This is a genomic window from Calothrix anomala FACHB-343 (assembly GCF_014696435.1).
In the GTDB taxonomy this organism is placed as follows: Bacteria; Cyanobacteriota; Cyanobacteriia; order Cyanobacteriales; family Nostocaceae; genus Aulosira; species Aulosira anomala_A.
In genome coordinates this window covers 1-21,903 of the sequence record NZ_JACJQG010000098.1, presented here as the reverse complement: position 1 = coordinate 21,903, position 21,903 = coordinate 1, and the positions used below count along the sequence as shown (strand labels likewise).

At 40.6% G+C, this 21,903-nt stretch carries 18 protein-coding genes and 1 other RNA gene; 12 read left to right on the top strand and 7 right to left on the bottom strand.

From position 1 onward, the window contains the following. Positions 1 to 381 precede the first annotated feature (381 nt). The 3 genes from H6G08_RS34105 (at position 382) to H6G08_RS34095 (ending at position 3,237) form a co-directional block, all read left to right on the top strand. Positions 382 to 2,109: a S8 family peptidase gene (locus tag H6G08_RS34105; RefSeq protein ID WP_190551293.1), complete on the top strand. Its 1,728-nt coding sequence runs from the start codon at positions 382 to 384 to the stop codon at positions 2,107 to 2,109. A 241-nt stretch (positions 2,110 to 2,350) separates the two neighbouring features. Next, a complete protein-coding gene (locus H6G08_RS34100; RefSeq protein WP_190551291.1) occupies positions 2,351 to 2,602 on the top strand; it encodes a hypothetical protein in 252 nt (83 codons plus the stop codon). Continuing rightward, on the top strand, positions 2,602 to 3,237 hold the full coding sequence (locus H6G08_RS34095; RefSeq protein WP_190551289.1) for a hypothetical protein: 636 nt from the start codon (positions 2,602 to 2,604) through the stop codon (positions 3,235 to 3,237). The genes H6G08_RS34100 and H6G08_RS34095 overlap by 1 nt, the downstream gene beginning before the upstream one ends. A gap of 221 nt (positions 3,238 to 3,458) precedes the next feature. Here H6G08_RS34095 and urtE read toward each other — a convergent pair whose 3' ends face one another. The 5 genes from urtE to urtA all read right to left on the bottom strand — a co-directional run bounded on the left by urtE (position 3,459) and on the right by urtA (position 8,869). Further along, a complete protein-coding gene (urtE, locus tag H6G08_RS34090; RefSeq protein ID WP_190551309.1) occupies positions 3,459 to 4,157 on the bottom strand; it encodes an urea ABC transporter ATP-binding subunit UrtE in 699 nt (232 codons plus the stop codon). Between the two features lie 92 nt (positions 4,158 to 4,249). Further along, positions 4,250 to 4,996 (bottom strand): urea ABC transporter ATP-binding protein UrtD, encoded by a 747-nt coding sequence (gene urtD, locus H6G08_RS34085; RefSeq protein WP_190551287.1) that lies wholly within the window; start codon positions 4,994 to 4,996, stop codon positions 4,250 to 4,252. Continuing rightward, a complete protein-coding gene (gene urtC / locus H6G08_RS34080; RefSeq protein WP_190551285.1) occupies positions 4,971 to 6,089 on the bottom strand; it encodes an urea ABC transporter permease subunit UrtC in 1,119 nt (372 codons plus the stop codon). Before urtC ends, urtD begins: the two co-directional genes overlap by 26 nt. A gap of 45 nt (positions 6,090 to 6,134) precedes the next feature. Then, a complete protein-coding gene (locus H6G08_RS34075; protein WP_190551283.1) occupies positions 6,135 to 7,295 on the bottom strand; it encodes an ABC transporter permease subunit in 1,161 nt (386 codons plus the stop codon). 251 nt (positions 7,296 to 7,546) lie between these two features. Continuing rightward, entirely contained in the window at positions 7,547 to 8,869 is a 1,323-nt protein-coding gene (gene urtA, locus H6G08_RS34070) for an urea ABC transporter substrate-binding protein (protein WP_190551281.1), read from the bottom strand. A gap of 477 nt (positions 8,870 to 9,346) precedes the next feature. On the opposite strand from urtA, the gene H6G08_RS34065 reads away from it, so the two are divergent. The 3 genes from H6G08_RS34065 to fabG all read left to right on the top strand — a co-directional run bounded on the left by H6G08_RS34065 (position 9,347) and on the right by fabG (position 12,334). Then, on the top strand, positions 9,347 to 9,646 hold the full coding sequence (locus H6G08_RS34065) for a hypothetical protein (protein ID WP_190551279.1): 300 nt from the start codon (positions 9,347 to 9,349) through the stop codon (positions 9,644 to 9,646). Positions 9,647 to 10,051: 405 nt separating this feature from the next. After that, positions 10,052 to 11,344 (top strand): glucose-1-phosphate adenylyltransferase, encoded by a 1,293-nt coding sequence (locus tag H6G08_RS34060; protein ID WP_190551277.1) that lies wholly within the window; start codon positions 10,052 to 10,054, stop codon positions 11,342 to 11,344. Positions 11,345 to 11,566: 222 nt separating this feature from the next. Further along, positions 11,567 to 12,334: a 3-oxoacyl-[acyl-carrier-protein] reductase gene (fabG, locus tag H6G08_RS34055; protein WP_190551275.1), complete on the top strand. Its 768-nt coding sequence runs from the start codon at positions 11,567 to 11,569 to the stop codon at positions 12,332 to 12,334. A 126-nt stretch (positions 12,335 to 12,460) separates the two neighbouring features. Here the strand turns inward: fabG and H6G08_RS34050 are convergent, their stop codons facing one another. After that, positions 12,461 to 13,552, bottom strand: a complete 1,092-nt coding sequence (locus H6G08_RS34050) for an MraY family glycosyltransferase (protein WP_190551307.1) — start codon at positions 13,550 to 13,552, stop codon at positions 12,461 to 12,463. 525 nt (positions 13,553 to 14,077) lie between these two features. On the opposite strand from H6G08_RS34050, the gene groL reads away from it, so the two are divergent. The 6 genes from groL to H6G08_RS34020 all read left to right on the top strand — a co-directional run bounded on the left by groL (position 14,078) and on the right by H6G08_RS34020 (position 20,746). Further along, positions 14,078 to 15,748, top strand: a complete 1,671-nt coding sequence (groL, locus tag H6G08_RS34045; protein WP_190551273.1) for a chaperonin GroEL — start codon at positions 14,078 to 14,080, stop codon at positions 15,746 to 15,748. A 301-nt stretch (positions 15,749 to 16,049) separates the two neighbouring features. Then, positions 16,050 to 17,192, top strand: a complete 1,143-nt coding sequence (gene corA / locus H6G08_RS34040; RefSeq protein WP_190551271.1) for a magnesium/cobalt transporter CorA — start codon at positions 16,050 to 16,052, stop codon at positions 17,190 to 17,192. Between the two features lie 63 nt (positions 17,193 to 17,255). Next, positions 17,256 to 17,966: a hypothetical protein gene (locus H6G08_RS34035; protein ID WP_190551269.1), complete on the top strand. Its 711-nt coding sequence runs from the start codon at positions 17,256 to 17,258 to the stop codon at positions 17,964 to 17,966. Positions 17,967 to 18,014: 48 nt separating this feature from the next. Beyond that, positions 18,015 to 18,512, top strand: an RNA gene (rnpB, locus tag H6G08_RS34030) — RNase P RNA component class A. 196 nt (positions 18,513 to 18,708) lie between these two features. Then, positions 18,709 to 19,428, top strand: a complete 720-nt coding sequence (gene rnc, locus H6G08_RS34025; protein ID WP_096645886.1) for a ribonuclease III — start codon at positions 18,709 to 18,711, stop codon at positions 19,426 to 19,428. Positions 19,429 to 19,672: 244 nt separating this feature from the next. Next, positions 19,673 to 20,746, top strand: coding sequence for a Gfo/Idh/MocA family protein (locus tag H6G08_RS34020; protein WP_190551267.1), 1,074 nt, complete (start codon positions 19,673 to 19,675; stop codon positions 20,744 to 20,746). 51 nt (positions 20,747 to 20,797) lie between these two features. On the opposite strand, the gene H6G08_RS34015 is transcribed toward H6G08_RS34020, so the two are convergent. After that, positions 20,798 to 21,733 (bottom strand): PmeII family type II restriction endonuclease, encoded by a 936-nt coding sequence (locus H6G08_RS34015; RefSeq protein ID WP_242046393.1) that lies wholly within the window; start codon positions 21,731 to 21,733, stop codon positions 20,798 to 20,800. Between the last annotated feature and the right edge of the window lie 170 nt (positions 21,734 to 21,903).

The following is a 21,903-nucleotide window of genomic DNA, read 5'->3' as shown; positions in this document are numbered from 1 at the left end:
ATTACTCTATTTATACCTACAGGAGCGATCGTTGCAAATCATAGCTTCTTTATGGTTCCCACCTGTGGTAGATCATTGATTTTTTGGTCAAAAGTCCATAGTCAACAGTCAACAGTCAACAGTCAACAGTCCATAGAATTTATTATTGACCATTGACCATTGACCATTGACCATTGACTATTGACCAATTAATAATTCTTTATTTTTCTATCTAGAGATTTATCTGTAATTTGGGAATTAGGCGCTGGATCAATACAAAAGTTTAGCTGCAAATCCCTCGATCTGCTAATAATGACATTTTTCGTATTTATGCTAAAACATCTAAGACTACTCAAATCAGTTATCTAATTAAGGAAAATTACATAGAAGATGGTAAGACTTATGAGACACGATAAACTATCTCCTGGTTTGCTGTTGGCGTATGAAGATTATCAAAATGAAGGAGAGCAGGCTTTAACTACTCACAGGCGATCGCTTGGTATAATTGCTCCCAAAAGTGCTGTTAAGCCGACTAAGAGTATTGTGTTTCTCTACTGCGAACCTGATGCAGATTTGAGTCATTTAGAACAGTATGGGATTCGCATCAATCAAAGTTCTGGTAGTGTCCGCACGGCTTTTTTACCTATACAAGCTTTAGATGCGCTATCAGAAGAAGATGTAATTCAACGCATCAAACCATCGCGCAAACTCCATCTGCGGATGGATGTGGCTCCTGGTAAGGTGAAATTACCTGATTTTCAAACCAAAACGGGATTGACTGGAAAGGGAGTCTTGATTGGCGTTATTGATAGCGGTATTGATCCCAAACACCCCGCCTTTGCTGGACGGATTTTACGCATTTGGGATCAGACGCTCCCAGGGCCGGGAGTTAAAGAAGGCGATTATGGCGCAGAATTTACTGGCGAACAAATGACTGTTTCCCAAGATACTAACGGTCATGGTACCCATGTGGCGGGTATTGCTGCGGGTGCAGATGAAACTTATCCAGGGGTAGCACCAGAAGCAGAATTAATTATTGTTAAATCTGATTTACAGGATGCTCATATTGCTGATGCTGTGCGTTACGTTTTCCGCGTAGCCACAGAATTAGGACGACCCATAGTATTAAATATGAGCTTGGGCGGACATGCTGATGCTCATGATGGTAGTGACTCCTTATCGCGGATTATTGATGCAGAAACCGGGCCGGGTAAAATTGTTTGCTGTGCTGCGGGTAACGAAGGAAACGATAACATACACGGTCAAGCAAACATACCTGCACAAAAATCGCGGGGTATGCGCTTTAATGTGCCCTTAAATCAAGTCGGTATCGTCTGGTTAAATGGTTGGTATGATGCTGACAGCGAGTTGGAAATCTCGGTGCGCAGTCCGAATGGTTTCGTTACTCCCTATCAAAAAATTATTGCTGATGACAATCCTACCCAGAAGTATCAATTACCAGATTCCCAGGTAGAAATTGTCACACCAGCCCCAGATAAAGGTAATGGCGACCACAATTTCTTTGTGCAAATTCGCGGTAACGGCCCTTCCCCTGTCATGGGTGGAATTTGGCAGTTACGAGTCCGCAATACTAGTAACAGCGATACCCGTTTAGATGTGTGGACGTTGGACGATCATTCATCAGTATTTTTTACAGGTAAAAGCGTAAAAGACTGTGTAAAAATTGGCTCTCCGGGAGCGGCTAGCAGTGCGATTACAGTTGCAGCTTACACAACAAAAGTTGAGTATACAGATATTGACGGTCAAGTCCGCGATATGGGCTTAGAGTTAGATACTATCTCGGAGTTTAGCAGTGAAGGGCCATTGCGGAATGATGGACAAAAACCAGATATAGCCGCACCAGGGGCGATGATAGCTTCTGCATTGTCTTCTAATGCTAATAGCGATCGCTCGATGATGATTAATTCTAAATTTGTCGTCATGGCTGGTACAAGTATGGCGACACCATTCGTTACAGGTGTTGTAGCATTATTATTACAACGCGACCCCAATCTTGACCCAGCGACAGTGAAAAATTTACTGCGCAAAAATAGCTCAATTCCTGGTAAACCTCCAGGAACCTTTGATAGTAAATGGGGTTTTGGTTTGATTAATGTTGGTAATTTGTAATTACAGCAGTTTTCACCTATTTGAACCACATCTATCGTAGGGGCACGGCACCGACAATCTTTTGGTACATACAATAATTTTACTGATGCCGTGCCCCTACAGCGTGGTCTATTTACAGGAAGATGCTGTAAAATTCTCTCTATATCCCCGAATTTTTGCAGAAATCGGGGATCTAATCAGTAAAATCATCGTCTGGAGTTGTAGTTATATAGAAACGTTTCCCCGACTTCTATCGATGATTATGCAAAAGGTAAGCAAATTACTTCCTACTTTACTCGGTGTGTTGTGCTTGTATTCACTGGGCTACGCTTATGCAAGAATGTCCGTCTTTCACGCTGTAGAAAATTACCCAAGTGCGGAAGGTAAAGCTGGAGCAAGACAAGACTACATTGCTAAAAAAGATCTTACCCCTGGGGAAGGATGGGAGTACCAGTTATTTTTACCTGCGATCAAAGTTGAAGAAAGCATTGTCAATTACTTTCATAATTTGTAATGCATCGCAGACAACGCTTGATTGTCAATTTAGCGATCGCGTTTCTGCTGACAATGTTAATTATAGGCGATCGCTCCCCAAGTCCATATTTTGAATTATCTATTGCCACCAAAGATGAACAATCAATAGCAGTTCCTAGACATCTGCTACATTGTCAGTTAACACAAACCCTATACTGCAAGATTCCCATCGACCATCAAACATTGATAGTCGAAGAAATTCTACCTCCTTCCCTGGATTGTCGAGCCAGATTTGGCAAACAAACACCTACCTGTATATGGTTCCAAGCATCAGCACTCGAGGCTATTTTTATTGAAGGCTTAGAACTAACGCCAATACAAATAGGATACATCAAGCATTCAATTAAACCATTACCGACTTTGCGAATCTTTGATGACCACGAAGTCAATGGTTCTTTCTTGCTAGGTTTATTTTGGTTTTTCTCAATATTTAGTGGCTTTAATGTGGCGGAATCGGTCTTTTTTTATGCGCCAAGATTTTATCGAGGTGGAAATCAGCGAATTAAAACCACAGTAGCATTTATATTGGGCGCGATCGCCGGATTGGGAGTAATGTGTTTTTTATGGATAAATTTTCTCTGGTTATTATTGAAATTTGGTTATTTAGGTTGGTAAAGTATTCTGCTTTTAAGTTGCACAATCCATCCTCAGATTTGTTGACGGTTGACAGTTGACCGTTGACAGTCAACAGCCATGATTATTAGTTATGCAATTTAGACACACATTAGCTTAGTACACCATTTCATTAATTCATAGCGAATTGACTTAGAAATACTCTGCGAAACTTTGCGCTAACCTCCGCGTTACTTTGCGTTGAAAAAGTTATGAGGTCATAATTAAACCGCTAAAAATCTTTGAATCACATCTTGACTCAATTCATCAGTTGAACCTGAAGCGACAATAGCACCTTTTTGCATGGCGTAATAATAATCGGCTTGACGCACAAAGTGTAAGTGTTGTTCTACCAATAATACAGAAATCCCGGTATTTTCAATAATCCGGCGAACAGCAGCTTCAATTTCCAAGATGATTGAGGGTTGAATACCTTCGGTAGGTTCGTCTAAGACTAATAATTGAGGCTGTCCCATTAAAGCACGCGCGATCGCTAATTGTTGCTGTTGTCCCCCACTTAAATCGCCACCCATCCGCGCCAACATGGTTTTTAAAACTGGAAATAAGCTAAAAATCTCTTCGGGAATCTCCGGTTTTTTCAGTTGTTTTTGTCTAGCTTCTAATCCCAAAATCAGATTTTCTTTCACAGTCAACCGAGGAATAATATCTCGTCCTTGGGGTACATAACCTATTCCTAACTTAGCCCTTTGGTCGGGAGTTTTCGAGTTAATTAAATTTCCAGCTAAATTAATTGTGCCACTGCGGGGTTTCAGCAAACCCATAATACTTTTAAGTAATGTTGTTTTACCAACACCATTACGTCCAATGAGACATACCATTTGTCCATTAGGAACATGCAAATCTACATTGCGGAGAATATGGCTTTCACCGTAGTAAACGTTCAGGTTAGAAATATTTAGCATATTAGTCATTGGGCATTGGGCATTGGGAATTGGGCATTGAGGATGAGTCAAATAGAATTTTGAATTTTGAATTTTGAATTTTGAATTGTTTACTACTCTTGCTGCTGTCCTAGATAAACTTCTACCACTCGTGGGTCATTTTGCACTTCTTCAAAATTCCCCTCACAGAGTACAGAACCCTCATGTAAAACTGTGACTTTTTTGGCAATTTGTCGGACAAATTCCATGTCATGTTCAATTACTAAAATTGAATGACTCTGCGCTAATGTTAAAAGTAATTCGCCAATGTTATAGGTTTCTTCATCAGTTAAACCTGCAACAGGTTCATCAACAAGTAATAAATCTGGTGACTGTCCCACTAACATCCCAATTTCTAACCTTTGCTTTTCGCCGTGGGATAATAAAGCGGCGGGAATGTCAGCTTTAGCAGTTAAGCCAATGGTTTCTAATAAACCTTTAACGCTATTTTGTTCAGTAACTGGAGAACGCCCCAATAAAGTAGAAAATACATTTTTCTTGCGGTTACTGGTAATTTCTAAATTCTCCCTGGGCGTGAGATTAAGATAAACTCTTGGTGTTTGGAATTTCCGCCCAATACCTCGCCTTGCAATTTCATATTCTGGTAGAGAACGGAGATTTTTACCTTTAAATAAAACTCTGCCGATAGTTGGTTGAACTTTCCCAGTAATTACATCCAAAAATGTAGTTTTACCCGCACCATTAGGGCCAATTACTACTCGTAATTCGCCCACATCCATATTAAAATTTAATTGGTTGAGAGCTTTAAAACCGTCAAAACTTACAGTAACGTTTTCAGTTTCCAAGATTTTGGCGTTCATGTTTTACTTCCGGATCTTCTTCTAAGCTGGGATAGGTAGAAATTTCTTGAGGGCGTTTGAAAATAGCAAAGTTTTGACTGCGCAACCAGCCAACAAGTCCATCAGGTAGAACTGTGACGACTATTAAAAACAGTGCGCCTTGGAAAAATAGCCAAATTTCCGCAAATTGTTCGCTTAAAAAAGCACGGGCATAATTAACTAATAAAGTTCCTAAAACTGCGCCGATTAATGTTGCGCGTCCCCCAACTGCTACCCAAATTACCATTTCAATCGAAAAAGCAATATCCATTGCTCTAGGGGAAACAGAACCACTTTGTAGGGTGTAAAATGCTCCTGCAATTCCAGCGATCGCACCAGACACTGCAAAGACTAATGTTTTAAAATCTGTAGGGTTATAACCGGAAAATCTCACCCGACTTTCATCGTCGCGAATGGCGATTAACAATCTCCCAAAACGCCCGCTAGTTAACCAACGACAAACGCCGTAGGTAGCAGCGAGAAATAATACTGTGAGGATGTAGAAAATATATTTGGTTTTGGCATCGCTGACAGTTGCACCAAATAAAGTTGTAAAATCTATCAGCCCGTTTGTACCATTAAAAAATTGTTGCTGTCCGTTAAAAAAGTTAAAGAAGACGATAATTGCTGCTTGGGTAAGAATGGAGAAATAAACGCCCTTAATGCGATTGCGAAATACTAAATATCCCAGGAACCCAGCTAATAAACCGGGAATGATGACTACAGCTGCGACTGCGAAGGGGAAAGAATAAAAAGGTTTCCAAAACCAGGGAAGATCCGTGACACCATATAATTCCATGAAATCAGGTAACTCACCCGATGGAATTTGCAGTTTCAGGTACATTGCGATCGCATATCCACCCAAACCAAAGAATATACCATGTCCTAAACTGAGTAACCCAGTATAGCCCCAAATCAAGTCAATACCTAAAGCCACAATCGCCAGGGATAAAAATCGCCCCAGCAAATTTAAGCGAAACTCTGACAACACTGCTGGCATAATTAAGATGAGAATGAGTGCGATCGCTACCACCACCCCAACTTCAATTAAGATTAACTGTCCTCCCTTCTTCATCTTTGCGCCCTCTGATTTTGAAGCAAGATTGTGAAATACTTAAGGTTAAACATCAACAGTCCGACCTTTTTGGGGAAAAATTCCTGCTGGCTTCCACTGTAAAAATATAATAATCAGTGCGAATACCATCACCTTTGCCATACTTGTAGTTGCAAAAAAGTTCAACAAATCTGCTAAAGGTTTCACCGGTGCAAATAATAAAGCCAAGGTTCCCGAACCAATTAAAAAGTTAACTGTACCAATTCCTAAAGCCGCAACAATAGTACCAGCTAAATTCCCCACACCACCGACAACCACAACCATAAAGGTGTCGATAATATAATTTTGTCCGGTATTTGGCCCTACAGAACCTAGCAAACTAATTGCACATCCAGCTACACCAGCCAACCCAGAACCCAACGCAAACGTAATTGCATCAACTTTTTGAGTGGGGATACCTAAACAAGCACTCATACTGCGATTTTGGGTAACCGCCCTAATTCTTAATCCCCAACTAGAACGCTGTAAAAACAAATAAATTCCAGCGACACAAATTATTGTTAAACTGATAATAAATAATCTAGCAAATGGTAACTGTATGCCACCTACAGATATACCAGTTTGTAACCATTTAGGAGCAGTTACATCTACATTTTGTGCGCCAAACCAAGGTTGAGTTACTGCTAGCTTATAGGTTTGACTTAATATCTTACCTGTAGTGACTGTCACTCCTAAAGATAGCAAGAAAATCACGCCAACAACCCAGTTACGCACCCTCTCTAAATTGGTGCGGGAATTTAAGAACCATAAACCCCCAAAAAATAATCCTGAAAACAAAACTAAGCCAATAATTAAAACCCAATTTACACTGCGGACAAACTGCTGAAAAATTAAACTTACTCCCCAAGTGGCGAGTAAAGTTTCCAGGGGTCTACCATAGAGATAGCGAATCACGCCCCTTTCTAAAATTAAGCCGATAAATGCAGTGAAAAAGAAAGCGATAATTAAAGCCAAGAATATATAAATTTCCCACCAAAAGCCGCCTAATTGCTTACAACCATTTTGCACTACAAAGGTTGTATAAGCCCCAAACATCATCAATTCACCATGCGCCATATTAATTACGCCCATCAAGCCAAAGATAATGGCTAATCCCAAAGCAGCAATTAATAACACAGAACCGATGCTGATACCATTAAATACAGCATCTAAAAAACCTGTTAACATTTTGATTCCCCAGCTATCAGCTTTTTGTTGATAAATGAGTCATTAGTCAGAGACGCGATTAATCACAGACAGAGACGCGATGAATCGCTGAGTCATTAGAGACGCGATGAATCGCGTCTGTACAATTGTTGGTTGCGTAGAGTTTTTATAAAAATTTATGGGGAATAAAGATATATCAGATCAGCCAATTCCGTCAAAGTTTTCACCAATGACCAATGACCAATGACTAATGACCAATGACCAATGACTAATTAAGCCTTTTTGTACTTACCACCCTTAGCTGGATCAGACCAATCACAAGCATATCCCTTGGTTTCTTTCACAAATTGGTTCCAAGGTACAGGTTCAACTGGTGCAGGTGTAGCATAGACAATATCAAACAAACCATCATCTCTCACTTGACCAATGCGCACAACTTTGGAGATGTGATGATTAGGACTGACTGTCACTTTTCCTTCTGGCGCATCTATGGTTTGACCATAAGCTGCTGCGCGTACTTTTGCTAAATCAACGCTACCCGCTTTTTCTACTGCTTGCTTCCACAAATAAACAGCAATATATGCAGCTTCCATTGGGTCATTTGTTACCCTTTCTGCACCATATTCTTTTTTAAAAGCTTCGACAAATTTCTTATTCGCAGGAGTATCGACTGTTTGGAAGTAATTCCACGCAGCATAGTGCCCTTTGAGATATTCCACACCAATGGCTTTCACTTCTTCTTCAGCAATACTTACTGACATTGAAGGATATTTATCTGGTGTTAATCCCGCACCTTTCAATTGCTTGAAGAAAGCCACATTACTATCACCATTTAAGGTGTTATAAATTACCCCACCATTGGGTAACTGTTGCTTAATTTTCGTCACAATTGGTGTAACTTCTGTGTTACCTAATGGTAAATAATCTTCACCAACTGTTTTAGCACCAAGAGCTTCTAATTGAGCTTTAATAATTGTATTGGCAGTCCGAGGGAATACGTAGTCTGAGCCGACTAAAAAGAATTCTTTGCCTTTATTTTTTAACAGCCAGTCAACAGAAGGTTCAATTTGTTGATTTGGTGCCGCACCTGTGTAGAAAATATTCTTAGAGCATTCTTGACCTTCATACTGTACGGGATACCACAGCATGTGGTCTTTACTTTCAAACACGGGTTTAACATTCTTGCGACTAGCTGAAGTCCAACAGCCAAAAACCACAGCTACTTTATCTTGATCGATTAGTTTAGTTGCTTTCTCTCTGAAAGTATCCCAGTTAGAAGCACCATCTTCAACAATCGCTTCGATTTGTTTTCCTAAAACCCCACCATTGGCATTAATTTCCTTAATTGCCAATTTTTCCGCATCAACAACGCTTTTTTCGCTAATAGCCATTGTGCCACTTAGCGAGTGCAAAATCCCGATTTTGATTTTGTCGCCACTAGCAGCTACAGGGGAAGCACTGGGGCTATTTGCACTAGTGGGACTGGGACTATTTGTACTGCTGGGAGATTCATTAGCGCAAGCTTTGAGAAAGATACTGGTACCAATCGTTGCGGAACCGTAAATCAAAAACCTACGTCGGTTAAGTCTACTCATATATTTGTGAATTTTCCTCTCAATGAAGAATCAGCTAGCTCCTAGAAATTTAACCAGCGCAAGCTTTAAACTGTGATATTAGTTTGATATTTAACCACTAAATTGTTATTTAGGATACTAAATTTCGGTTTCTTTACTTGAAAAATAATTTACGTTAAGTTAAATAAAAATTTTTAATTATTGCGCAACAAATATATTAGATTTTCCAGTACTAACCTGAAAGCAAGATAACTTCAGAAATAATAATTTTTCCCCTCCCATCTCCAACATTTAATATTTTGTCAAGCATCAAATCTGAATAAAAGATAAAATTTTACCCTGTTACTACCGATAGGATTGATGTAGCAAATCTGCAATTAGACGTAGCCAACAGGATGTTACGTCTATACGAAGATAGGTAATGAAAATCGATAAATTTGATAGCTTGGTGATAGGTTAGGTTAACAATCACCAGCTACGCTGTTTAAGGAATTGCTTATGAACTATCAAAAACTTGACGCAGCCTTGGCTTCTGCACTCAATCAAGTACAAAACTCAGATGCACAGAGTTTGACAGTGTTTATCCATACTGAACCTGTGTTAGATGCAACTGCTATTGATGTTTTGGAAAAAATCGGGGTGAATGATGTCACTCCCGGAAAGAATATTTTTACAGCTACTCTGTCTGCAAATGCTATTTCCCAGTTATCTGCGCAACCTTGGGTACAGCACATCAGGTTATCACAGCAATTAAATTTCGTTAATACCAAGTTAAATTTCAAAAAATTGAGTGTTTAATTTATTTGGCGATCGCACTTGTTAACTCAGCTTCCATCTTAAATTCTTCCATGAAAATTTTGCCCAAAACTTGAGAATAATTCCTATTAAACTAAGTATACTATATGTATTTTAAGATACTTGTACAAAAGTATGTGTAACTTAGAAAAAATGGGATTATCTGCAAATTAATTGAGTGTTTAGATATAATTGCCTACTTACTAGTGAAAACTCGATTGCGATCGCCTAAATTAGGCAGGCAGTAAATTATACATAAATCTTAATGCTGTATTTATTGGCAGCGACATTAATTACCGCCAGCATTCTGTAAAATTCACGCTTCAGAATCTGCGATCCCCCCTTACCAGCTGCTACATACAGTCATAAACTGAAGGTGAGAGTTGAAAGGCAGTCGGGAGACATTTTGTGAAAAAAGTTTTAGCAATCATACTCGGTGGTGGTGCAGGTACTCGCCTTTATCCGTTAACTAAACTACGTGCAAAACCAGCCGTACCAGTTGCAGGGAAGTACCGCTTAATTGATATCCCTGTCAGCAACTGCATCAATTCAGAAATATTTAAAATCTACGTCCTGACACAATTCAACTCAGCTTCTTTGAATCGCCACATTGCTCGCGCCTACAATTTTAGTGGCTTCAGCGAGGGCTTTGTCGAAGTCTTGGCAGCACAGCAAACCCCAGAAAACCCCAACTGGTTCCAAGGGACAGCCGATGCTGTGCGTCAGTATATCTGGTTGTTGGAGGAATGGGACGCCGAAGAATACCTGATTCTCTCCGGGGATCATCTCTATCGCATGGATTACCGCGAATTTGTCCAGCGTCATAGAGAAACAGGAGCAGATATTACATTATCTGTAATTCCCATCGACGATCGCCGCGCTTCTGACTTTGGCTTGATGAAAATCGATCAATCCGGTAGAGTAATTGACTTTAGCGAAAAACCCAAAGGTGACGCTTTAGCCAAAATGCGCGTCGATACCACCGTACTGGGATTGAGTCCAGAACAAGCCCAACTCCAACCCTACATCGCTTCGATGGGGATTTACGTCTTTAAAAAAGAAGTTTTGATCAAATTATTGCGCGAATCTTTAGAAAGCACAGATTTTGGTAAAGAAATCATTCCTGATGCTGCGGCTAAAGATTACAACGTCCAAGCCTACTTATTCAATGGGTACTGGGAAGATATCGGAACCATTGAAGCTTTTTATGATGCCAACTTAGCTCTAACCGAGCAACCCCAACCGCCTTTTAGCTTCTATGATGAACAAGCGCCGATTTACACCCGCGCGCGTTACTTGCCTCCCACAAAAATGTTAGATTGCAAAATCACCCAATCGTTGATTGGTGAAGGTTGTATTTTGAAAAACTGCCGCATTGAACATTCAGTTTTAGGAGTGCGATCGCGAGTTGAATCTGGTACCATCATCGAAGACTCCCTAATTATGGGTGCCGATTTTTACCAACCTGCTGTAGAACGTCAATGTAACTTATTCAGCGATGAGGTTGCCGTCGGTATTTGTGCAGATACAATTATTCGCCGTGCCATTATTGATAAAAACGCCCGCATCGGTCAAAACGTCAAAATTATCAACAAAGATAACGTACAAGAAGCCGATCGCGAAAGTCAGGGCTTTTATATCCGTAGTGGAATTGTGGTTGTATTAAAAAATGCCGTCATCCCTGATGGCACAATCATTTAAGAGTCCATAGTCAAAAGTCAAAAGTCAAGAGTCAAAAGTCCATAGTCAAGAGTCAAAAGTCAAAAATTTCCTGACCATTGACCATTGACTATTGACCATTGACCATTGACCATTGACCATTGACCATTGACACCCATAACCCACAATCAATAACACGCAGTTTTAATACTAAAGGTACAAATCACCATAAGATAATTAGCGCGGTGATTCAAAATATATTTCATGGAACTTTTGAGTGAGAATTTACAAAAATTGCAGGGACAAGTTGCAATTGTTACAGGTGCTTCACGGGGAATTGGTAGAGCGATCGCGCTGGAATTAGCTAGCTATGGGGCTAATGTAGTCGTTAATTATGCTAGTTCTAGTGGTGCGGCTGATAGCATAGTGACAGAAATTACAAATGCAGGCGGTCAGGCGATCGCTATACAAGCAGATGTTTCTAAAAGCGATCAAGTAGAATCCCTATTTAACACCGTCATCGATAAATTTAAGCGGATTGATATCCTAGTTAATAATGCAGGTATTACCCGCGACACTCTACTGTTACGCATGAAGCCGGAAGATTGGCAAGCAGTGATTGATCTTAATCTTACTGGTGTATTTCTTTGCACTCGTGCGGCTAGTAAAGTTATGCTTAAGCAACGTTCTGGGCGGATTATTAATATTGCCTCAGTTGCTGGGCAAATGGGTAACCCCGGTCAAGCTAACTACAGCGCCGCTAAAGCAGGTGTCATCGGCTTTACCAAAACTGTAGCTAAAGAACTAGCTTCTCGTGGGATCACCGTTAACGCTGTCGCCCCTGGTTTCATCGCCACAGACATGACCAGCAACCTCAGCAACACCGAAGAAATTCTCAAATTTATCCCCCTTGGTCGCTACGGTCAACCAGAAGAAATTGCTGGTATGGTACGCTTCCTCGCCGCCGACCCCGCCGCCGCCTATATCACCGGACAAGTGTTTAATGTCGATGGTGGTATGATCATGGCATAGATAGGCATTAGGCATTGGGCATTGGGCATTGGGCATGGGGTAAGAGTCAATGGTCAATAGTCATTTTTCCTCCTTGTCCCCCTTGTCCTCCTTGTCCTCCTTGTCTCCCTTCCCTTCCCACTTCGCTCAAGTAATACATTCTCTCTGCTGTATTCTTCCCCAAATAGTAAAGCTAATCAGCAAAATTACACTCATAGTGGTAGCTACCATTTGTACCAAAGTCAAATTTTGCATTCTCATTGCCAGCAAATTACAAACTAAAGTAATTGACCACAGAGTATATGCAGCTCGGCGTTGAGAGAAGCCCCAAGCCAAGAGTCGATGGTGCAGGTGGTCTTTACCAGGGGTACTCATGGGGTTTTTCCCCGCCATCAGTCGCCGCACAATTACTTGCGTAGTATCTAATACTGGTAACAGCAAAAATAAAACTGTGGGAATCAGGGAAAATACTGTATTGACTTGGAGTTTACCTAAAATACTCGTTGCCGCTAGTACATAACCAAAAAAGTATGCCCCGGCATCACCCATAATAATGCGTGAGGGGTGGAAGTTATGGCGCAAAAAGCCCAAGGCTGCACCACCCAAAGCAGCCAAAACTAGAGTTGCTGCGGCACGATAGGAAATTTGGGCAGAAACCGCCAACAAACTCATGGCAGTAATAAAACTTACCCCTCCTGCCAAACCATCCATCCCATCCATTAAATTAATGGCATTGGTAATTCCCACTACCCAAAACACTGTCAGGAAAATGGAAAGAACTGAGTCGATAGGCGTACCAAAAGCAATATCAATTCTAATTCCGTTAGCATAAAGCAACAGGGCAGTGAGAATCTGAGTAAACATCCGCACAGAGGGAGGTAAGCCAAATTGGTCATCAATAAAGCCAACCAGCACTAATATCGTTCCTCCTAACAGAATTGTCAGGACTTGAGCTAATACACCTTGTAGTTCAATTGGTCTTAAGAGAGTTGCTAATACCAATGCCGCAATTACGCCTGTATAAATAGCTAACCCTCCCGCATTAGGCAAAGGTTCCCGGTTAAGTCGCCTAGCATTTGGTTGATCCGCCCAACCTACTCGTAAGGCAAATTTGCGAACTGTGGGGATTAACCGCCATGTTACTAGCCAAGCCAAGAGAAACGTAAATACTACAGCCAACCAGCCGGTGCCGCTAGGGTCAGCAATACCTAAGGATTTAAGGGAGTTACCTAAATTCATCTGCTCCATAAAATTTACATATATCGCTCAAATCTGAGCAATTGATATTTATTTCCCGCTTCAACTAAGGCAGTCGGCCACTACTTGTCTACGGGCGTAACTTGAAACTGAGTCGGTCTTACATCCTCATCAAGAGCATTCCCCAGATGCAAATACACATTCAAATTTTTGTCCAGTGTTTTTGATGGCTTTATCCGTATATAGAAGTGGCTAAACAGGATAAAAGCATAGATTTGCCTGTTATAAAAGCCAAATTGGAATTATTATTTGGTCATTGGTCATTGGTCATTTGTCCAAAGTCCAAAGTCCAAAGTCCAATAGTTGATGAAAGGGTGGGTTGACTGACAATAGCTGTTTTCCCGATACATATTTAGGGGAACCCGATCCTATAAACTATTGACTGTTGACAGTTAAATATGTAATTTCATTTTTTTATCTTGATTTGTGATTTGAACCGTGGAATGTGTTAGCACTCTGGCGCTGTGAGTGCTAAATTGTCTAATGGAAGCGCTTGAGAAATGAAACATGGCGAAGATTATTGCATTTGATGAAGAATCACGGCGGGCCCTGGAACGGGGTGTTAACGCTCTTGCTGATGCGGTAAAAATCACCTTAGGGCCAAAAGGTCGTAACGTGCTTTTAGAAAAAAAATATGGTGCCCCTCAAATTGTCAATGATGGTATCACTGTAGCTAAAGAAATTGAATTAGAAGATCCATTAGAAAATACAGGTGCGCGGCTGATCCAAGAAGTCGCATCAAAAACTAAAGATGTTGCTGGTGATGGTACCACTACCGCGACGGTTTTAGCACAGGCTTTAATCCGCGAAGGGCTAAAGAATGTTGCAGCTGGTAGCAACCCAGTTAGTTTAAAACGAGGAATTGACAAGACGATTGAGGCGCTGGTAGAAGAAATCGTCAAGATAGCCAAGCCAGTAGAAGGAAGTGCGATCGCTCAAGTAGCGACAGTTTCCGCAGGTAATGACGAAGAAGTCGGCAGCATGATTGCCGAAGCAATGGATAAAGTCACCAAAGATGGTGTAATTACCGTTGAAGAATCTAAGTCCCTGACAACTGAATTAGAAGTGGTAGAAGGGATGCAGATTGACCGGGGTTACATTTCTCCCTACTTTATCACCAACAGCGAGCGCCAGACCGTAGAATTTGAAAATGCCCGCATTTTAATTACCGACAAGAAAATCAACAGCATTCAAGATTTAGTACCCGTACTCGAAAAAGTTGCGCGTTTGGGTCAATCCTTGCTGGTAATTGCTGAAGATGTAGAAGGCGATGCTTTGGCAACTTTAGTGGTAAACAAAGCAAGAGGCGTACTTTCTGTAGCTGCAATTAAAGCCCCTGGATTTGGCGATCGCCGCAAAGCATTATTACAAGATATCGCCATTCTTACCGATGGTCAGTTAATTTCTGAAGAAATTGGCTTAAGCTTGGATACCGCTTCTCTAGAAGCTTTAGGAACTGCCCGCAAAATCACCATCGACAAAGAAAACACTACCATTGTCGCTGGTAGCAACACTAAACCAGAAATTCAAAAGCGAATTGGGCAAATCCGCAAGCAGTTGGAAGAAACAGATTCCGAATACGACAAAGAAAAACTGCAAGAACGGATTGCTAAGTTAGCTGGTGGTGTGGCAGTAATTAAAGTTGGTGCAGCCACAGAAACCGAACTCAAAGATCGCAAACTCCGCATTGAAGACGCTTTGAACGCCACTAAAGCCGCCGTAGAAGAAGGAATTGTTCCCGGTGGTGGTACAACCTTGATTCACTTGGCTACCAAGGTAGAAGCAATTAAAAACAGCCTCAAAGATGAAGAAGAAAAGCTTGGGGCTGATATTATTGGCCGTGCCTTAGAAGCACCCCTACGTCAAATAGCAGACAACGCTGGTGCAGAAGGTTCCGTAGTCGTCTCCAAAGTCCGGGAAACCGATTTTAACGTAGGTTATAACGCCGCTACTGGAGAATTTGAAGACTTAATTGCAGCTGGGATTATCGATCCTGCCAAAGTTGTGCGTTCTGCACTGCAAAATGCTGGTTCCATCGCTGGCTTGGTATTAACCACCGAAGCCTTGGTTGTAGAAAAACCCGAAAAGAAAGCCCCCGCAGCTCCTGCTGATGGCGGTATGGGCGGCATGGGTGGCATGGGTGGTATGGGCGGTATGGGCGGCATGGGCATGTTCTAATCTCCGCTTCCCCATATCTTCCCATTGGTTATTTGTATAAACATTTATGAAGCAGTTTGTCTACACTGAGACAAACTGTTTTTTTATTATTTCTGACTCAGAAGTGAGGAGATGATATCATATCGGCTTGAATAGTTAACCAATATTGGCATTGGCCACTAATTCATTTCTGAGGCTGGGCATTGCCTACCCGAAACAATATTAATTGTGATGAATAATTTAAAATTCATCCAAAACCTGATTTTCTGCTTATTTATATATTAACTACTGACCATTGACAATTGACTACAGGTAAAACTTTATGGGTCTAAGAATTCCTCGCAATCGTAAAGCTATCAAACATTCATTAATCAAAGAATTCTATCACCAACCAGGAAATATTCCCGGCACTCTAATAATTGATGAAAATGCTGAATATCCAGAAATTGTGTTGATAGATTATAATTCCCAAGCATATATTCGGAAAAAAATAGAAACACCAGAACTATGTGTTCCTTATTTAGATACAACATCTGTAACTTGGGTAGATGTGCAGGGCTTAGGCAATCAAGATATATTGCAAAGAGTTGGTAAAATTTTTGAATTACATCCGCTAGTTTTAGAAGATATCGTTAATGTACCAGAACGTCCGAAAACAGAAGATTATGACGACCAATTATTAATTATTGCCCGCATGGTAGTACCAAAGGAAAATGCCTTTGGTTTTCATAGCGAACAAGTGAGTTTAATCTTGGGTAAAAATTATTTACTCACAGTACAAGAAGAACCAGAACATGATTGTTTTGAACCAGTGCGATCGCGCCTTGAAAAAGCCAAAGGAATCATCCGCAAATCAGGCGCAGATTATTTAGCTTATGCCCTATTAGATGCCATTATTGATGGTTTTTTTCCTGTGTTAGAACGCTATGGTGAGGAAATTGAAGAATTAGAAGAAGAAGTTATTATTAAACCTACGCCAAAAACACTCCAGAAAATTTATAAAATTAGGCGAGAATTACTGCAACTGCGTCGCGCCATTTGGCCGCAACGAGATGTGATGAGTGCTTTAATGCGAGATAGCGATGACTTGATCGGCGAAGAAGTCCGCATATATCTAAGAGATTGTTATGACCATGCAGTGCAAGTAATTGATATGGTAGAAACTTATCGCGAACTCACATCAGGATTAATGGATGTTTACCTGTCAGCAGTGAGTAACAAAATGAATGAAATTATGAAGCTACTAACGGTGGTTTCGTCAATTTTTATTCCCTTAACTTTTGTAGCAGGAATTTACGGAATGAACTTCAATACGGAAATATCACCGTATAATATGCCTGAACTCAATTGGAAATGGGGATATCTATTGTGCTGGGGAGTAATGCTAGGAATCGCCGGGGGATTATTATACTTTTTCTGGCGGCGGGGCTGGCTAGAAAGGTCAGTACCAATCAAGGAAGATTAACTATAGCCGATGAGTTAGGGAACAAATATACAAAATTAGTACAGGGAGTCTATATTTAAAGTTATGAGAGGCAGTGGCGACCAAAATTTAGTGGTTTTGACGCTTTATATCATCGGCGTCTCTTACATTTTTAATTTGATGATTGAGTCAATTGATGACAAAATTAAATTTGAGCATCAAAAAAATGTTGTTGACGATCAACTCAAAGAGCAAAATCTCCAAGACCAGGTAGGAATTTCTTTTAAACTTAGTCCTTCCTATTCTTTTGATGAATTGAAAGAGTTGTCAGTGAGTATCGAAAATAAATCTGATAATCTCGCCATTTATGTTGATTGGGATAATAGTTCTATAGTTGTCGAACATAGCAAGCAATCGCGCCGGGTAATTCGCAAATCACCAGATTTAACTCGTGACTTAGCCGTACCCCAAAGCCCCAGTCTCATCGCGCCCAAGAAAACCCTTTCCGCAACAGTCACAGCCGAAGATGTTTTCGCCCGCGATGCAACTTCAGGGACTTACTCAGCCAAACAACCCCTAGTGAATATCACGGCTTTGCAAAAAAGTCCTGTCAAAGCGCAAAAAAAGTTATACAACGACTTTGTGAACAGAACAAAACAGTTAGAATTTTCACTACAGTTAGTCCTGCGTTTGTCTGAAGTGCGTGTAGGTTTAGCTCCGGGTGAGAATATCCCGCCAATGTGCATCGTCAATTGTCCTTTTACCATTAGAAAATTGCCTTGGACATACGCCTTACCTTGGAATAAAAAGAAGTAATTCAAATCAGACACACAACGCCATCCAAGATTACACTGTATCTAGGGAGAGAGTAGAGGTAGGCGGTTGCAGATCGATTGTCAAAATCGGTTTGAGGAAAGTCCGGGCTTCCAAAAGACCAAACTTGCTGGATAACGTCCAGTGCGAGCGATCGTGAGGATAGTGCCACAGAAAGATACCGCCAAAACAATTCAAAATTCGTCTTGGAAAGTTTGCTCAACGGGGGGAACCCCCGCACGCAACTTTCCGCAAAATTCAAAATTCAAAATTAAGAGTTTTGAAAGTCAGATTTTGAATCTAGTTTTGGTAAGGGTGCAAAGGTGCGGTAAGAGCGCACCAGCAACGTCGAGAGGCGTTGGCTCGGTAAACCCCGGTTGGGAGCAAGGCGAAGGAACTATGGTTGGTCTTTTACCAGTTCCGCAAAATAGAGCCGCTAGAGGCGTTTGGTAACATACGTCCCAGATAGATAACCGCCCTCATTGTAGGGAAGTTGCAAAACATCTCTACAGTAGAGAACAGAACCCGGCTTACGATCTGCTCTCTTCTCTTTTAGGCATTGGGCATTGGTCAAGAGTCAATGGTCAATAGTCAATAGTCAATAGTCATACCAATTTAAAAAGACAATGCGACGGATACACAGTCCTAAACCCTTGTGCTGTCAGCATTCTTAATTTTGAATTTTGAATTTTGAATTGGTATCATTAGTCTTCCTTGTCCCCTTCCCGCACCCCTTCTGAATTGAATGTCTCTCGCTTATCCACGCCGTCAGCGCCAGCTTGAAAGTTTAGTTAAAAAGTTAGGTCTACCAAAGGAAGCAGCTATACAATGGCACTTGCTTGATTTAGCTCTGACTCATCCTACTGTGTCGGAGTCTGCCAACTATGAGCAGCTGGAGTTTGTTGGTGATGCGGTAGTACGGTTGGTAGCGGCTGTGGTGTTGTGGGAACATTATCCAGATTGTCCGGTGGGAGATTTTGCGGCTATTCGTTCAGTCTTGGTGAGCGATCGCATTCTCGCTCAATTAGCTAGAGAATATGGTTTAGAACTGTATTTATTAGTCGCCGGTAGTGCTACTGCTGATAAAGTTGGTCAAGAATCTCGGTTAGCAGACGCTTTTGAGGCGGTTCTTGGTGCTTTATACCTAAGTACTCACAATCTTGAGTTAATCCGTCCTTGGCTCGATCCCCACTTCAAACAACTAGCAGCAGAAATTCGCCTCGATCCAGCTAGATTAAACTACAAAGCCGCCCTACAAGAATGGACTCAGGCGCAATTTAAAGTATTACCAGAATATCGTGTTGTCGAAGTTACGCAACCCCACCGCAATCAAGAGCGATTTGTGGCGGAGGTGTGGTTACACGGTAAACAACTAGGTCAAGGTAAAGGACGCTCAATTAAAGCCGCCGAACAAGCCGCAGCCAAAGTAGCTTTTTTATCTATTACTAATCAGGAACAACCCTGAACTCAATATACTATTTATACGTCGATAATTCAGTTATTAGTCAAGAGTCAAGAGTCAAAAGTCCATAGTCCATAGTCCATAGTCAAAAGTCCATAGTCAAAAGTCCATAGCCCACAATCTAGTGTTAATTAATCGTTGGGGACGCGAAAGGACAACAAGCAGGACAAATGACAAATGACAAATGACCATTGACCATTGACCATTGACTCTTGACTCTTGACCATTGACTCTTGACTAATAACTAATGAATAATAAAATTAAAATTGCTGTCCTGGGCGTTGGGCGTTGGGGCGTGCATTTGCTACGGAATTTTTTAGAACATCCCCAAGTAAGTATTAGTGCGGTTGTAGACTCCAATCCAGAACGGTTAGAGGCGGTAAAACGGCAATTTAAGCTAAACGATAATGTATTATTAACTACTGATTACCAAGCTGTAAAGCAAATACCAGATTTAATGGCAATAGCGATCGCAACTCCAGCTACTACCCATTATCATCTGATTAAGGATGCCCTCAACCAGGGCTACCATGTGTTAGCCGAAAAGCCTTTAACTTTAGATCCGTTAGAATGTCGTGAACTTTGCGAGTTAGCACAGCGACAACATTTAATACTCATGGTGGATCATACTTATTTATTTCACCCAGCCGTTGAGAAAGGACAAGCTGTCATTCAGTCGGGTAAGTTAGGTAATTTACGCTACGGCTATGCTACTCGTACCCACTTAGGGCCTGTGAGACAAGATGTTGATGCATTATGGGATTTAGCGATTCACGATATTGGTATTTTTAACAATTGGTTAGGTAAGCTACCAGTAAAAGTCCAAGCTACAGGTACAGTGTGGCTACAACAAGCAGGGGAGAAAAGAGTTGCTAATTTCCCAAATCAAGGATTAGCTGACTTAGTATGGGTGACGCTAACCTATGCAGATGGTTTTCAAGCATATATTCATCTCTGCTGGCTAAATACCGATAAACAAAGGCGGTTAGCGGTGGTGGGTGACTGTGGTACCTTGATTTTTGATGAAATGTTGCATCCGTCGCCTTTAACTTTACTCAGTGGTGAAATTGAATACCAAGATAATCAATTTTTACCGATGAATCAAAGTCAAGAGGTATTAGAGGTAGAAACAGGCGAACCTTTAGCGCGGGTGTGCGATCGCTTTATTAGTTGTATCCTGAAAAATACGCCCCCAGTTGAATCATCTGGTTGGGTAGGTATGGAGTTAGTGCAAATTCTCTCTGCTCTTACAGTATCTCTCAAATATGGTGGACAGGCGATTTTTTTAAAAGGCTGTAGGGAATACAGCAATAGTATTTGATAACAGCATCGGGATTTTCCTTGATAGGCTGATATTCAGCAGTATTTTCTTCTATTCTTCAAAATCTAGCGCATCTGCTAAATCTAGAGGTTCTTCTAAATCTGAATCCCCTGCTTCTAGTTCTAACGTCATCTGTTGAGATATAGGTTCTAATTTGAAATCGCCTTTTTTAGATACATAATCAACCAACCTAATCCAATCAATGTGACCATTTATTGTAAAATACTGTATAAATTCAAAAGTCATTTCATTAACTTTTGCATTAAGAGTAGATTGAAAAATTTCATCTTTCTTCTTTGCTTCTTCCCCGATAGGAACAATCATCTCTTGGTAAAGATTGGCATCTCCTGAGATAAATTCCCAAAACTCTTGACCAGCATATTTAAAGTATGTCTTATCAGGATCTTTGAGATCTTCTTTCAAAGGATTACTATCTTTACCATACATACAACCATTAATAGCAACGATATTACTTGTAATACCTTGTTTTATCAATAATTGTTTTGCTTTTTTAAAATTGTCTTTCATCTTACTAATTTGGGCAGAATTGCCCCAGTTAGTACCAGATTTAATCCCTACAATATAATAAGTTTCATTTCGTTGAAATTCTAGATCTACACTGTTTAATTTTGACTTAAAACCACCATATAAAGATTGAGATATATGTATTGCAAATCCTTCTAGCAAATTCCCGAAAATCGTTTCTTCTTGTGAAGAAAGAAATGCCGTAATTATGCTGGCAACCAAATCTTGAGCAAGTTCAATATTTTTTGCTTTAAATAAATAAGGGTTTTTACGTTTAATGACATCTTTTAGTTTTAACTTACTCAATTTTTCAAATCTCTTATCATAGAAAGGTGTAAGTACCTGCTGAATCAAGTAATCATGATAGATTGTATAATCTCGGTCAACCACATTTAATTCCTCATTAGATTGTTTATTATTTTTCACAACTTGACTATTAGCAACTGCTGTTTTAATATTCATTGCAGCTAGGTCACAATATTCTTGTTTAATCTCAATTCCTATATAATTTCTACCCAACTCTTTAGAGGGTGTTTGAAAAGTTTTTAGGGGTCAAATTTTATGCTAGCCGCCTCACCATAATACGGATCATAGCAAGGTAGATAAAGGTTTCTGAAGTTTCGGGTAATAAC

Coding starts and splice junctions, on each gene's coding strand:
- H6G08_RS34105 (WP_190551293.1), top strand. CDS start 382: ATGAGACACGATAAACTATCTCCTGGTTTGCTGTTGGCGTATGAAGAT.
- H6G08_RS34100 (WP_190551291.1), top strand. CDS start 2,351: ATGCAAAAGGTAAGCAAATTACTTCCTACTTTACTCGGTGTGTTGTGC.
- H6G08_RS34095 (WP_190551289.1), top strand. CDS start 2,602: ATGCATCGCAGACAACGCTTGATTGTCAATTTAGCGATCGCGTTTCTG.
- urtE (WP_190551309.1), bottom strand. CDS start 4,157: ATGCTAAATATTTCTAACCTGAACGTTTACTACGGTGAAAGCCATATT.
- urtD (WP_190551287.1), bottom strand. CDS start 4,996: ATGAACGCCAAAATCTTGGAAACTGAAAACGTTACTGTAAGTTTTGAC.
- urtC (WP_190551285.1), bottom strand. CDS start 6,089: ATGAAGAAGGGAGGACAGTTAATCTTAATTGAAGTTGGGGTGGTGGTA.
- H6G08_RS34075 (WP_190551283.1), bottom strand. CDS start 7,295: ATGTTAACAGGTTTTTTAGATGCTGTATTTAATGGTATCAGCATCGGT.
- urtA (WP_190551281.1), bottom strand. CDS start 8,869: ATGAGTAGACTTAACCGACGTAGGTTTTTGATTTACGGTTCCGCAACG.
- H6G08_RS34065 (WP_190551279.1), top strand. CDS start 9,347: ATGAACTATCAAAAACTTGACGCAGCCTTGGCTTCTGCACTCAATCAA.
- fabG (WP_190551275.1), top strand. CDS start 11,567: ATGGAACTTTTGAGTGAGAATTTACAAAAATTGCAGGGACAAGTTGCA.
- H6G08_RS34050 (WP_190551307.1), bottom strand. CDS start 13,552: ATGAATTTAGGTAACTCCCTTAAATCCTTAGGTATTGCTGACCCTAGC.
- groL (WP_190551273.1), top strand. CDS start 14,078: ATGGCGAAGATTATTGCATTTGATGAAGAATCACGGCGGGCCCTGGAA.
- corA (WP_190551271.1), top strand. CDS start 16,050: ATGGGTCTAAGAATTCCTCGCAATCGTAAAGCTATCAAACATTCATTA.
- H6G08_RS34035 (WP_190551269.1), top strand. CDS start 17,256: ATGAGAGGCAGTGGCGACCAAAATTTAGTGGTTTTGACGCTTTATATC.
- rnc (WP_096645886.1), top strand. CDS start 18,709: ATGTCTCTCGCTTATCCACGCCGTCAGCGCCAGCTTGAAAGTTTAGTT.
- H6G08_RS34020 (WP_190551267.1), top strand. CDS start 19,673: ATGAATAATAAAATTAAAATTGCTGTCCTGGGCGTTGGGCGTTGGGGC.
- H6G08_RS34015 (WP_242046393.1), bottom strand. CDS start 21,733: ATGAATATTAAAACAGCAGTTGCTAATAGTCAAGTTGTGAAAAATAAT.